Consider the following 12,535-nt stretch of genomic DNA (forward strand, 5'->3'; position numbering starts at 1 on the left):
AAACACCGCACTTGAAGGAATCGCGAGACATGAGCGACAACCGCACCATCACCAACTCTGCCGGGCTGCACGACCCCACCCCGTTCGGTTACAGCCACGCCGCTTCCGCACCCGGCGAGCTGGTGTTCATCGGTGGGCAGTACGCCTCCGACGACGCCGGCCAGGTCGTACCCGGTGACTTTGCCGCACAGGTCGAGCGGTCCTTCGGCAATTTGCGCATCGCGCTCGCCGGTGTCGGTCTCGGCTTCGAACATGTCGTACGGCTCGGCACCTACATCGTCGACCATGACCTGGAGAAGCTGGAGATCCTCGGCGAGGCGCTGCACGGCGCCTGGGGCGACCGGCTGCCCGCCCAGACGCTCAGCGGGGTCGCCTCGCTCGCGCTGCCCGGGATGCTCTTCGAGATCGACGCTGTCGCGGTCCGTCCGGCCGACGGGCCCGAAAGTTAGCCACAGCCGGGATCCGCCGGAACAGGGTTCGTCTGCCGCGCAACACCGTTACACCCCGCGCTCGCACCCGCGTTCCTCAGAGCTCGGCGCTCCCTCGGGCCTAGCCCGTAGTGCTCCGTACGTAACCGAGCGCCGGGCGGTCGTTCAGCAGGAGTTCTTCTCCGGTGGGGACGAACCCCGTACGGGTCAGGACCGCGCGTGAGGCCGTGTTGTCGAGCGCGGCTGCCGCGCGCAGTGCGGTCAGGCCGTACTCGGTGGCGGCCAGGGTGCAGATCCGGCGGACGGTGGCCGTGGCCAGGCCTCGGTGGGTGGCCTTTTCGGCTATACGGAAGCCCAGTTCGGCGGAGCCGTCCGCGACGTCGACCAGGTTGAACCGGCCCAGGATCTCGCCCTCGCCGTTGGAATCGGTGTCCACCAGGACGTGGAAGTGGCAGACTCCCGCGGCCTGTTCGGCGAGCAGCGCGGCGAGCCGGGCTTCGAAGTGGGCGAAGTAGTCGTCGCCGCGGTCCGGTACCGACGCGGCGAAGAAGGCGCGGTTCTCCTGCTCGAACGCGAGCAGGGCCGGGACGTGATCGGCGCGGAGGCGCTGGAGTTCGGGCATGGGAGAAGGGTACGGGGGGCTGGGGCCGGAGGTCCTGCCGTGGCGGGAAGGGACGTGGACCTGCGATCGGGGGCCCTGCCGTGGCGGGGCCCCCGATCGGCCGGGGCCGTCACGCCGCCCCGTGGCACTCCCGGTAGGTCCGTCCCGATCCGCACCAGCAGGGCGCGCTGCGGGCCGGGGGCCAGGGGACCGCTCGGCCGCGGGCGGCGAGGGTGGTGGCGTACTGGGGGAGGAGGTCCGGATCGGCCGGGGACGTGGCTTCCGAGGCGGCGAAGGCCTCGTACGACGGGACCGTGCCCGTCACGATGCCGAGGTTCGGGGTGCCGGCCTGGTGGAGGTCGCGGAGGGCGGCTTCCAGGCGGGCCAGGTGGTCGGCGTGGGAGGGGTACTCGCTGCGCAGGACCGGGTACGCGCTGAGGAGTTCGTCGAGTTCGGTGGCCGGCCAGTGCAGCACCGCCACCGGGAACGGGCGGGACAGCGCGGTGCGGTACGTGCCCAGTTCGGCGCGGAGGCGGGTGATCTCGGCCCGGAGCTCGCCCGGGTCCGAGGAGCCGAGCGCCCACAGGCGCTTCGGGTCGTGCAGCTCGTCCAGCGGGACGGAGGCCGCGTGGACGGTGTCGGCCAGCTCGTCCCAGACGTCGTGCTCGACGCCCATCAGCCTTCGCACACGGTGGCGGCCGATCAGCAGCGACTGCGTGGCGTACGGGACCTCCTCGCCCGGTGTGAGGAGGAGCGTCAGCGCGGTCGTGAAGTAGTCGTGGGCCGCCTCCAGCTCGTCGTGCGATTCGAGGGTCTCGGCCGCGATCACCCAGGGCGCCGGGTCGAGCGGGCCCGCGGCACGGATGCCGTCGATGATCGCGCGGGCCTCGGCCTCGTGGCCGTACTCCCACAGATTGGCCGCGTTCAGGGCCTTGACCAGGTGCGGGTGGTCGAGGTCGGGGGAGCCGAGCAGTTCGTCGTAGAGGGTGGTGGCGCGGGCGCGGTCACCGGCGAGCTCCAGATGGGCCGCGGCCTGGAGGAGCAGCGGCTCGCGGTCCTCGGGGTACTGCGCCGCGGTGCGCAGCAGGCGCTCGGCTTCGGTGATGTGGTCAGCAGGCGTGTCGGGGCGCATGAACCACACCGTACTGCTGTACGGCACCTGGACGGAGGGTTGTTCCGGCCCTGGAGAGTTACGGCACATGGCCCTATCGTGCGGGCCGTGCGGGAGCGGATACCGGTCGTGATGCAGCGGAACTCGCGAGGGCGTCGGGTCGCCGCGCGCGGGTTGTGGACGGGCGCCGAGGTGGTGGTGACCCTGGGCGTCGTCCTGTTGTTGCTCGTTGTTCATCAGCTGTGGTGGACCAACCGGCAGGCCCGCGCCGACGCCCAGCACAAGGTGCAGGCCCTTCAGAGGGAGTGGGGAGAGCCACAGGGGCAGCCACAGGAGCAGCCGCCACAGCCACAGGGGTCGCAGGGCGGTACGGAGAGCAGTGGCGGGTCCGGCCGCGGGGCTCCCGGCGGGGGTGCGTCCGGGGGCCGCACCGCACCGACCGCGCCCCGCTGGGATCAGGCATACGCCGTCATCCGTATCCCGCGGCTCGGGCTCACCGCCCCCGTCGCCCAGGGCATCAGCAAACGCGGCGTCCTCGACAAGGGGTACGTCGGGCACTACCCGCGCACCGCACAGCCCGGCCAGGCCGGGAACTTCGCGCTCGCCGGGCACCGCAACACGCACGGCGAGCCCTTCCGGTACATCAACCGGCTGCGGCGCGGGGACCGGATCGATGTCGAGACCCGGGACGCCGTCTACACGTACACCGTCGACCGGACGCTCGGGCAGACCAGCGCCCGTGACAGCGGTGTCATCGCGGCCGTCCCGCGCAGCAATGTGAAGCCGTACGCCGGGTACAGCACGGCCGCCTCCTATGTGACGCTCACTACGTGCACGCCCGAATTCACCTCCCGTTACCGGCTTGTCGTATGGGGGAAGCTGACGGGGGTCCGGGCGCGGTAGCGGTGCCGCACTAAGGTTCCCTGACGTGCTCAGACGACGTCCGCAGTTGTTGTGGTTGCTGGTCCCCCATGTCCTGTACCTGGGGGTGCTGCCGTTCGTGAACCGGGTCCATCCCGTGGTTCTCGGGCTGCCGTTCCTCTTCGTATGGCTGCTCGGGGCGACCCTGCTGACACCCGTCGCCGTATGGCTGACCCGACGGGGGGACCGCCGGTGAACGCCGCAGTCGCGACCTCCGTCTTCGGGTTCTTCATGGTCGTCACCGTTGCCCTCGGGCTGCTCGCGATGCGCGGGCGGCGGAGAGGGAGCGGGGACGGTGGCGGGCTCGCGGAGTGGTCCGTGGGCGGGCGCAGCCTCGGGACCGTGTTCATCTGGGTGCTGATGGCCGGCGAGGGCTACACCAGCTTCAGCTACCTGGGCGCCGCGGGATGGGGCTACAACTACGGGGCGCCCGTGCTCTACGTGGTGGCGTACATGTCCTGCGGTTACGCGCTCGGCTACGTCGTCGGGCCGACGCTCTGGGCGTACGCACGCAAGCACGGGCTCGTCGGGATCACCGACATGGTGGCGCACCGCTTCGGACGGCCCTGGCTCGGTGCGCTGGTCGCCGTCCTCGCGACCCTCTTCCTGCTGCCGTACATCCAGCTCCAGATCACCGGCATGGGCGTGGTCGTCTCGACCATCTCCTACGGTGCCATCAGCCTGAACTGGGCCTACTTCATAGCCTTCGCCGTCACCACCGGCTTCGTCGTGGTGAGCGGGCTGCGCGGCAGCGCATGGGTGTCCGTCCTCAAGGACATCCTCGTGATCGCCACGCTCGGCTTCCTCGCCATCTACGTACCGATCCACTACTTCGACGGCTACGGGCCCTTCCTCGACCGGCTCGTCACCGAGAAGAGCCAGTGGCTGACCTTCCCCGGGCACGGGGACAGCGGGCTCGGGCAGGCATGGTTCATCACCACCTCGTTCCTCAACTCCCTCACCGTGGTGATCTTCCCGACGACCGTCGCCGGCTATCTCGGCGCGAAGAACGCCGACGTACTGCGCCGCAACGCGATGTGGCTGCCCGCCTACAACGTGCTGCTCTTCGTGCCGATGCTGCTCGGTATGGCCGCTCTCTTCGTCGTGCCGGGGCTCGTGGGCGCCGAGTCCAACCTGGCGCTCTTCAAGCTCGTCGTGGACTCGCTGCCGGCCTGGGCGGTCGGCGTCATCGGTGTGGCGGCGGCTCTGTCGTCGATCGTGCCGATGGCCGTCTTCATGCTGGTCATCGGAACGATGTGGGGGCGCAGCGTGCTGTCGCTCGTGCCGCGGTGGGAGCGGCGGCAGAAGGGCGCCGCCCAGACCGTCGTGGTGGCCGCGGGTGTGATCGCGCTCGTGCTCACGTACACCGCGCCGAACACCCTCGTACGGCTCTCCCTCATCTCGTACGAGGGGATGGCGCAGCTGCTCCCCATGGTGCTGCTGGGGCTGATATGGCGGCGGCTGACCCTGCTCGGGGCGATGAGCGGGCTGGTCGTCGGCGTGGGCGCGGTGTGCGGGTTCGTGTTCACGGAGAACGATCCGGTGTGGGGGATGAACGCGGGCATCGTGGCGCTCGGCGCCAACCTCGTCGTCGCGCTCGCCGTGACGTACGCGGGCCCGCGCGAGCGCGACGACCGGCCGGACAGCGAGGTGCTCGCGCGGGACGAGATCGGGTCTCCGGAGGAGGACGCGGAGCTCAGCGGCGTTCCCGCAGGAACAGGACACTGACCGTCGCCGGCAGGGCCGGGCCCACCGACAGCAGGCCGCGCCCTGCTCGCGCCGCACCGACTGCTGCGGCCGCTGGAGACCGATCGCGCCTGAGCGCGGACGGGTGTGCCGGACCCATCGTGTATAACGGCTGGAGAGCCGAACGCACACCTGCGCGAAAAGTGCGGCTGCGTGAGCCCGGCCGTCAGGCCGCGAAGGGGAAGAGGGGAGGGGCCGATGAGCGGTGACGTGAACCGTCTGCGCGGTGGCCTCGCCCGGCTGCTCCGCCCCGTGGGGCTGTTGCTCTTCCTCGTCACCGAAGTCCTCCTCGCCGAAGGCGGCAGCCTCTCCGCCGCCGTCGCGCTCGCCGCCACGGCGGCCGCCGGCTCCGCGCTCGTCGCCGCCTCGGTCATCAGCGCCCGCTGTGCCGTCCCCGTGCCCCGCACCCGGGTCCGTACGGCCATACGCGACCGGGAGAAACGCACCGCGTTCCTGCCACAGCGAGACCCGGACGCCAAGGGGCGCAGACGCCCCCGAGCCCCCGGCCGCGCCCTCCCGACGGCCGCGTAGGGGCTCACACCAGTAGTAGGCACCCCTCGCGGTTCGTCATGCCGAGTTCGCTCCTCTTCCCGGCAAGACGAGACCCCCGGAGGGCTCACCCATGTCCGTCTTCATGTCCGCATTCGCCGACCTGGTCGGTGCGCTGGCCGATGTGCTGCACCCGCTCTTCCAGACCGCGTCCACCGCCGCCGCGATCGTGCTGTTCACGGCGCTCGTGCGGCTCGCCGTGCACCCCCTGTCGCGGGCCGCGGCGCGCGGGCAGAAAGCCCGCACCAGGCTCCAGCCGCAGATCGCCGAACTGCGCAAGAAACACGGCAAGAACCCCGAGCGCATGCAGAAGGCGCTCATGGAACTGCACAAGGAGGAGAAGGTCTCGCCGCTCTCCGGCTGCCTGCCCAGCCTCCTGCAGATGCCCGCCTTCTTCCTCCTCTACCACCTCTTCTCCAGCCAGAAGATCGGCGGCGACCCCAACGCGCTGCTCGGCCACCAGCTCTTCGAAGCCCCGCTCGGCGAGCGCTGGCACAACGCGCTCGCGCACGGCGGGCTGTTCGGGGCGCAGGGCATGGTCTACCTCGGCCTGTTCGCGATCGTCGCCGCCGTGGCCACCTTCAACTTCCGGCGTACGAAGCGGCAGATGGCCGCCAACCCCGTCACCCCGACGACCGGCCCCGACGGACAGCCGGTCCCGGGCATGGGTGCGATGACGAAGCTGATGCCCCTGATGTCCTTCGCCACCCTCTTCACCGTGTCCGTCGTGCCGCTCGCCGCCGCGCTGTACGTCGTCACGAGCACCACCTGGACCGCGATCGAGCGGGCCGTCCTCTACCGCGACATGCCGGCCGCGGGCGCCGCCATGGCCACCGCGGCGTAATCGGGGCGGCGAGTGCGCCGGTCCAGTGTGTGAACAGGGTCTTGCGGAGTGATCGGATGTCTTGGACGATCGGACAAGCCTGCGATGGCCGCCACCCATCCGACGGGCCCGATCTCGACCAAGGGGAGATAGACCGTTGAAGCTGCTTCGTGTGGGTACGGCAGGCGCGGAACGACCAGCACTGCTGGACGAGGACGGAACCCTGCGTGACCTGTCGGGAATCGTCACCGACATCGACAGCGCGCTGCTCGCCGACGAGTCCGCGCTGGCCCGGGTACGGGCCGCCGCGGCCGCGCCCGGCGAACTGCCCGAGCTCGACGCCGAGGGGCTTCGGGTCGGGCCGCCGCTCGCCCGGATCGGCAAGATCGTGTGCATCGGGCTGAACTACCACGACCACGCCACCGAGACCGGTGCGGCGATTCCCGCCGAGCCGATCCTGTTCTTCAAGGCGCCGGACACCGTCGTCGGGCCCGACGACACGGTGCTGGTGCCGCGCGGCAGCGTCAAGACCGACTGGGAGGTCGAGCTCGCGGTCGTCATCGGGCGCACCGCTCGCTATCTGGAGTCCGCCGATGAGGGGCTCGCGCATGTCGCCGGATACGCGACGGCGCACGATGTCTCCGAGCGCGAGTTCCAGATCGAGCGCGGCGGCACCTGGGACAAGGGCAAGAACTGCGAGACGTTCAACCCGCTGGGGCCATGGCTGGTGACGGCGGACGAGGTCGCCGACCCGCAGGCGCTGCCGCTGAAGCTCTGGGTCAACGGTGAACTGAAGCAGGACGGCACGACGGCCGACCAGATCTTCCCGGTGGGCGAGGTGGTCCGGTATCTCAGCCACTTCATGACGCTGTACCCGGGCGATGTGATCAACACCGGGACGCCGGCGGGGGTCGCTCTGGGGCAGCCCGAGCCCAAGCCGTATCTGAGGGCGGGGGATGTCGTGGAGCTGGAGGTCGGGGGGCTGGGGCGGCAGCGGCAGGAGCTCAAGGACGCGTAGCGGTGGTGTCGGGTGGGGCGGTCTGCCGGGGCGTCCGGGGCCGCTCTGTCCTCAAGCGCCGGACGGGTTTGATTTGACCGGTCGCAAAGATCGGAGGGGTGGGGTGCTGTGCAAGCAGCACCCCACCCCTCCTTCCCGTCACGCGCCGATCGTCGTCGCGAAGTGTTCCAGCGCCTCGACCACCAGGGCGTGGTCCTCCGCCTGGGGCAGGCCCGAGACCGTCACCGAGCCGATGACGCCCGCGCCCTCGACCGCGATCGGGAACGAACCGCCGTGCGCGGCGTACATGTCCGGGTCCAGGCGCGAGGACTCGTCGAAGGTCGTCCCCTTCGACCGGAACCGGGATCCGACCAGGTACGAGCTCTCGCCGTACCGTTCCACGACCTTGCGCTTGCGGTCGATCCAGGCGTCGTTGTCCGCGCTCGATCCCGGCAGCGCGGCATGGAACAGCTGCTGCGCGCCACGGCGGATGTCGATCGCGACCGGGGCGTGCCTTTCCCGGGCCATCGAGACGAGCAGGCCGCCGAGCGCGTACGCGTCGTCGTAGCTGAAATGCGGCAGCGTCAGTCGGCGCTCCTGAGCGATGAGCTCGGAGATGGTCGGAGCGGTGGGGTTCATACGGTCTGCTCCTCGGTATCGGTATCGGCGGAGGCGGACGGGGTTGCGGCCTTCAGGGACACGGTGACGCCCTCGCGGGCCGAGCGGCGCGCGGCCTCCAGTACGTCCAGGGCAGCGGCGGCCTGGAGGGCGGTCACTGGATTGTCACCCTTTCCGCGCAGTGCGTCGGTGACCGCCGCGTAGTACGCGGGGTAGTCGCCCGGCACCGTACGGACCGGGGCGCCGCCGCCCGTCAGCGGGGACTCGCCCGAGCCGATCCGGCCCCACAGCTCCTCGGGCTCCTCGCCCCACGGCCGGTTCGCCGTCGGACGCGCGCCCGCGCGCAGGTCGGCCTCCTGCGGGTCGAGGCCGTACTTCACATAGCCGGCGGTCGAGCCGAGCACCCGGAAGCGCGGGCCGAGCTGGGCCGTGGTGGCGCTGACATAGAGATGCGAGCGGACCCCGTTCGCATGGGTGATCGCGAGAAACGTGTCGTCGTCGGCGGCGGCGCCGGGGCGGCGCACATCGGACTCCGCGTACACCTGTACCGCGGGTCCGAACAGGACGAGCGCCTGGTCGACGACATGGCTGCCCAGGTCGTACAGCAGCCCGCCGATCTCCTGCGGGTCGCCCGACTCGCGCCAGCCGCCCTTCGGCTGCGGGCGCCACCGCTCGAAACGGGACTCGAAGCGCTGCACGTCCCCCAGCTCGCCGTCCGCGAGCAGGCGGGCGAGAGTGAGGAAGTCGTTGTCCCAGCGGCGGTTCTGGAAGACCGAGAGCAGCAGCCCGCGCTCCTCGGCGAGGGCCGCGAGCTCCCGCGCCTCGGCGGCCGTACCGGCGATCGGCTTGTCCACGACGACCGGCAGACCGGCCTCGATCGCAGCGGTCGCGATCGGGACATGGGTCCTGTTCGGCGACGCGATCACGATCAGATCGAGTTCGTCCGCGCGCCCCCACAGCTCCTTGGGCGACGCGGCGAACCGTACGTCGGGGAATTCGGCGCGCGCCTGCGCCCGCCGCTCCTCGTTCGAGGTGACGACCGTGTCGAGGACGAGGCCCTCGGTCGCGGCGATCAGCGGGGCGTGGAAGACGGAACCCGCCAGGCCGTAGCCGACGAGTCCGACGCGCAGGGGGGTCTCGGACAGCCCGGGCGTCTCGTGAGTCGCGTTGCCAGTCATGGCTGCCACTTAAGCAACGCTGTTGCCAAAGTGCAAGCGACAGGGACAATGGGGCTGTGAACAGGAGTAATAGCGGCGCGAACCTGCCGACGCTGCGCAGCCACAATGCGGCGTTGGTGCTGGATCTGCTGCGTGTGGCGGGCGAGCGCGGCATCAGCAGGCTCGAACTCGCCGAGCGTACGGGGCTCACGCCGCAGGCCGTCAGCAAGATCACCGCTCGGCTGCGCGCCGAGGGCCTGGCGACCGATGCGGGCCACCGGGCCTCCACCGGGGGCAAGCCGCGCACCGTGCTGCGGCTGGTGCCGGACGCCGGGTACGCGGTCGGCATGCACCTGGACCGCGACGAGCTGACGGTGGTGCTCGTCGACCTGGCCGGCGCGGTTGCCGCCAGCCGTACCGCCCCGCTGGACTTCGGCGCCCCGGCGGACGAGGTGGTCGCGGTGGCGGCGTACGCGGTCGCGGCGGTACAAGACAGGGGCGCACAGCCTGTGGACCTGCCGGTGCTCGGGGTCGGCGTGGCGGTGCCGGGGCCGCTCGATCACCGGGGCGGGGTGCTGCACCGCGTCACCGGGTTCCCGCAGTGGGACGGGTATCCGTTGCGGGACGCGCTCGCCGCGAGGACCGGGCTGCCCGTCGTCGTCGACAAGGACACCAACGCCGCGGCCCTGGGCCTGGCCCTGCGTGCGGCGGGCGCGGGCGATTTCGCGTATCTGCACCTCGGGACCGGGCTCGGCGCCGGGCTGGTCCTGGGCGGGGGGCTGCATCGCGGGGCCCGTACCGGGGCCGGTGAGTTCGGGCACCAGACCGTCCAGCTGGACGGGCCGGTGTGCAGCTGCGGGGGGCGCGGCTGCATCGAGGCGCTCTGTCTCGCCGCCGTCGCCCGCGGTGATGTCGCGGAGGCTGCACGGGTGCTCGGAACCGGCGCCGCCAACCTCGTCGGGCTGCTCGACATCGACCGCGTGATGCTGGGCGGCCGTACCGTCGCCGCCGACCCCGATGCGTACGTACGAGGCGTCCGCGCCGTGATCGAGGAGCGCGCCCGGCGGGGCGGCATCGACGCGCCCGTGCCGGTCACCGCCGCCGGGGGAGGGGACCGGCCGGTCGCGGAGGGGGCGGCGCAGCTGGTCCTGGCCCCGCTGTTCGGGCGGGTCGCAGGTGTGGACGTCGGAGGTGCGGACGGGGGCGCGGTCCTGGTCCCGTGACCGCCCGGCGGCCGAGGGCGGCGGGTCCGGCTTCGGTCCGGTGCGCGCCCGGCGGCCCGGGGCAGAAGCGCGTACGCGGGGCGCACTGAGCCGATCGAGCGGTTCCGGGCCGCCGGCCGGGCGGCCCCGCGGCATGTCGGTGCCGGTCGCCTCGCGCGCGCGTGGCAGCGTCGCGGCCCAGAACCGGTGAACTCCGGCGCACGGGGCGAGCCGACCGTCTCGCGAGCAGCGAAGGGTGCCCCCACATGCCCCCCACACCGCCCCCGTCCGGCAGTCCTTCCGCTTCGAACCCTGAACCCATCCCCGCGGCCGGTCCTGTGCCCGTCCCTCTGTCCGCCGCCGCTTCCGTTCCCGCATCCACCGCCCCGGCACATCCCCCTTCGCCCCCGCACCCGCTCCCCGGGCGTACGCCGCACCGGCTCGCGCTCGGGCTGGCGGCGGCGAGTGTGGTCCCCGTCGTCCTCGGCGGCGCATCCGCCGCACCCGCCTCTGCCGCACCTTCGGCCACCCCGGTCTCGAAGCCGGACTCCGCCACCGCCGACCAGCAGCCCACCTGCGGTGATCCCGAGGCGAGCGACTTCCCGATCAGCACCCGTATCCACGGTGGCCCGGACACCTACGCATCCGGCGGCGGCTACAGAACCTGGTTCCTGGACCTCACCAACACCACCACCGAGTCGTGCCGGGCCATCCATCCTGTGCTGGTCCTCACCGACGAGGACCGGAAGCTGACTTCCGACCAGATCCAGTTGGAGTTCTCCGAGCCGAGCCGTCCCGATGTGGAGTACCGCGTCATCTGGGAGACCACCGACCAGGACGAACACATCGGCGTCTTCGGCGGCGACGGTGCCGACTCCTTCGACGGCTTCACCGTCCCCGCGGGCCGTACCGTCACCGTCCAGGTCCGGATGGCGTTCACCTCGGACACCAGCCCGGGCCGGATCACCGCCAACGCCGCGATCGTCCAGCGGCAGGGCGCAGCGAGCGGCGGGACCGGAAAGGACGACGGGGTCTGGGTCGGCGAGTCCGGCGAATACCCCTTCGCCGTCGTCGACGACAGCGGCGAGACCGGAGAGATCGACGAGCCGGGGGAGGTCGACGAGCCGGGAGAGATCGACGAGCCCGGGGAGGTCGGCGGGACGGGAGAGGTCGGCAGGGCTGGGGAGGTCGGCAGGGCTGGGGAGGTCGGCAGGACGGGGGAGGTCGGTGGGACCGGGGAGGTCGGCGACACTCCCCGCGACACCCTGCCCGACGAAGCCAGGTCCAGCGCCACCGCCGGCACCGGTGACACCGCCGGCACCGGCACCGGTGATGCTCCGCGGCCGCTCGTACCCGGCCGGGCCCCTGCCGGCAGCCACCTCCCCGAGCTGGCCGCAACCGGCCCGGCCACCGGTCCGTACCCCGGCATCACCGTTGCCGGGTTCCTGATCGGTGGCGGGGCCATGGTGGTCTGGTCCCGCCGCCTGCGCCGCCGCCCCCGCCCCTGAACCGCCCCTTCCGCACCCGTCGCCAGGCCCCTCCGCGCCTGGGCGTTCACAGGTGTTCATGTCCGTCTGCCACCATCGGGCCGTGGACTACCCGTACGACCAGACACCTGGCGCACCCATCCGTTCCGGCATCCCGGAGCACGGCCGTATCCCCAAGTACTACGCCGTCAAGGCTCATGTATCCCTCCTCATAGAGGAGTTGGGTGAGGGCGGCATGCTGCCCACCGAACGCGATCTGGCCGAGCGCTACGAAGTCTCGCGCGAGACGGTGCGCCAGGCACTGCGCGAACTCCTGCTGGAGGGGCGGCTCGCCCGGCAGGGGCGCGGCACCGTGGTCGCGGGCCCCAAGCTGGAGCAGCCGCTCTCGCTGGCGAGCTATACGGAAGGCGTACGCCGTCAGGGCCGCACCCCCGGCCGTCACCTCATCGGTCTGGAGCGGTTCCCCTGCCCCGAGGCGCTGGCCGCCGACATCGGGGTGGGGCGCGGCGAACCGGTCTGGCACCTGGAGCGGGTGCTGCTCGCCGACGACGACCGGGTCGGTCTGGAGAGCACGTACGTCTCCGTCGCCCGCGTGCCGGATCTCGACAAGGGATTCGACCCCGACTCGTCCTTCTACGCCTACCTCCGCGACCGGCTCGGGATCTCCTTCGGCGACGCGGACGAGCGGATCGAGACCGTGCTCGCGACGCCGCGCGAGGCGCTGCTCATCGGTACGCCGCCCGCACTGCCCATGCTGCTGATCCACCGGATCTCGCGCGATACGGGCGGGAAGCCGCTGGAGCGCGTACGGACCCTTTTCCGCGGGGACAGGTTCTCCTTCACCGCACACCTGGGCGCCCAGGGCGGACGCTGAACGACCCCGGACGGCAGCCGT

At 71.7% G+C, this 12,535-nt stretch carries 14 protein-coding genes; 10 read left to right on the forward strand and 4 right to left on the reverse strand.

Translation table 11 applies throughout. The features are described from left to right. Positions 1-29: 29 nt before the first annotated feature. Positions 30-449 carry a RidA family protein gene (locus ACFVYE_RS16290; protein ID WP_389605995.1) on the forward strand — a complete coding sequence of 140 codons (420 nt, stop codon included), beginning with the start codon at positions 30-32 and terminating at the stop codon, positions 447-449. Positions 450-549: 100 nt separating this feature from the next. Here the strand turns inward: ACFVYE_RS16290 and ACFVYE_RS16295 are convergent, their stop codons facing one another. Both ACFVYE_RS16295 and ACFVYE_RS16300 read right to left on the reverse strand, forming a co-directional pair. Beyond that, positions 550-1,050: a GNAT family N-acetyltransferase gene (locus ACFVYE_RS16295; protein WP_383961363.1), complete on the reverse strand. Its 501-nt coding sequence runs from the start codon at positions 1,048-1,050 to the stop codon at positions 550-552. Positions 1,051-1,159: 109 nt separating this feature from the next. After that, on the reverse strand, positions 1,160-2,161 hold the full coding sequence (locus ACFVYE_RS16300) for an SEC-C metal-binding domain-containing protein (protein WP_383961365.1): 1,002 nt from the start codon (positions 2,159-2,161) through the stop codon (positions 1,160-1,162). 111 nt (positions 2,162-2,272) lie between these two features. Here ACFVYE_RS16300 and ACFVYE_RS16305 point away from each other — a divergent pair, with 111 nt between their 5' ends. The 6 genes from ACFVYE_RS16305 to ACFVYE_RS16330 all read left to right on the forward strand — a co-directional run bounded on the left by ACFVYE_RS16305 (position 2,273) and on the right by ACFVYE_RS16330 (position 7,197). Beyond that, entirely contained in the window at positions 2,273-3,043 is a 771-nt protein-coding gene (locus tag ACFVYE_RS16305) for a class E sortase (protein ID WP_383961392.1), read from the forward strand. 55 nt (positions 3,044-3,098) lie between these two features. Continuing rightward, on the forward strand, positions 3,099-3,257 hold the full coding sequence (locus ACFVYE_RS16310; RefSeq protein WP_383757032.1) for a DUF3311 domain-containing protein: 159 nt from the start codon (positions 3,099-3,101) through the stop codon (positions 3,255-3,257). Next, positions 3,254-4,789 (forward strand): sodium:solute symporter, encoded by a 1,536-nt coding sequence (locus ACFVYE_RS16315; protein ID WP_389605998.1) that lies wholly within the window; start codon positions 3,254-3,256, stop codon positions 4,787-4,789. Before ACFVYE_RS16310 ends, ACFVYE_RS16315 begins: the two co-directional genes overlap by 4 nt. A gap of 216 nt (positions 4,790-5,005) precedes the next feature. Further along, on the forward strand, positions 5,006-5,338 hold the full coding sequence (locus tag ACFVYE_RS16320) for a DUF6412 domain-containing protein (protein ID WP_383961370.1): 333 nt from the start codon (positions 5,006-5,008) through the stop codon (positions 5,336-5,338). 91 nt (positions 5,339-5,429) lie between these two features. Then, positions 5,430-6,200 carry a YidC/Oxa1 family membrane protein insertase gene (locus tag ACFVYE_RS16325; protein ID WP_383961373.1) on the forward strand — a complete coding sequence of 257 codons (771 nt, stop codon included), beginning with the start codon at positions 5,430-5,432 and terminating at the stop codon, positions 6,198-6,200. A 136-nt stretch (positions 6,201-6,336) separates the two neighbouring features. Further along, entirely contained in the window at positions 6,337-7,197 is an 861-nt protein-coding gene (locus ACFVYE_RS16330; RefSeq protein WP_383961376.1) for a fumarylacetoacetate hydrolase family protein, read from the forward strand. Positions 7,198-7,335: 138 nt separating this feature from the next. Here the strand turns inward: ACFVYE_RS16330 and ACFVYE_RS16335 are convergent, their stop codons facing one another. Further along, the gene (locus ACFVYE_RS16335; RefSeq protein WP_383968346.1) at positions 7,336-7,815 is read right to left on the reverse strand and encodes a heme-degrading domain-containing protein; all 480 of its coding nucleotides are present in this window, start codon (positions 7,813-7,815) and stop codon (positions 7,336-7,338) included. After that, positions 7,812-8,972 (reverse strand): Gfo/Idh/MocA family oxidoreductase, encoded by a 1,161-nt coding sequence (locus ACFVYE_RS16340; protein ID WP_389606002.1) that lies wholly within the window; start codon positions 8,970-8,972, stop codon positions 7,812-7,814. Before ACFVYE_RS16340 ends, ACFVYE_RS16335 begins: the two co-directional genes overlap by 4 nt. A gap of 56 nt (positions 8,973-9,028) precedes the next feature. Here ACFVYE_RS16340 and ACFVYE_RS16345 point away from each other — a divergent pair, with 56 nt between their 5' ends. From ACFVYE_RS16345 to ACFVYE_RS16355, 3 genes are all read left to right on the forward strand, one after another. Further along, positions 9,029-10,174: an ROK family protein gene (locus tag ACFVYE_RS16345; RefSeq protein ID WP_383968341.1), complete on the forward strand. Its 1,146-nt coding sequence runs from the start codon at positions 9,029-9,031 to the stop codon at positions 10,172-10,174. 317 nt (positions 10,175-10,491) lie between these two features. Continuing rightward, positions 10,492-11,661, forward strand: a complete 1,170-nt coding sequence (locus tag ACFVYE_RS16350) for a hypothetical protein (protein ID WP_389606004.1) — start codon at positions 10,492-10,494, stop codon at positions 11,659-11,661. Between the two features lie 82 nt (positions 11,662-11,743). Beyond that, the gene (locus ACFVYE_RS16355) at positions 11,744-12,514 is read left to right on the forward strand and encodes a GntR family transcriptional regulator (RefSeq protein WP_383968335.1); all 771 of its coding nucleotides are present in this window, start codon (positions 11,744-11,746) and stop codon (positions 12,512-12,514) included. Positions 12,515-12,535: the final 21 nt, after the last annotated feature.

Source organism: Streptomyces sp. NPDC058239 (assembly GCF_042882185.1).
GTDB lineage: Bacteria > Actinomycetota > Actinomycetes > Streptomycetales > Streptomycetaceae > Streptomyces.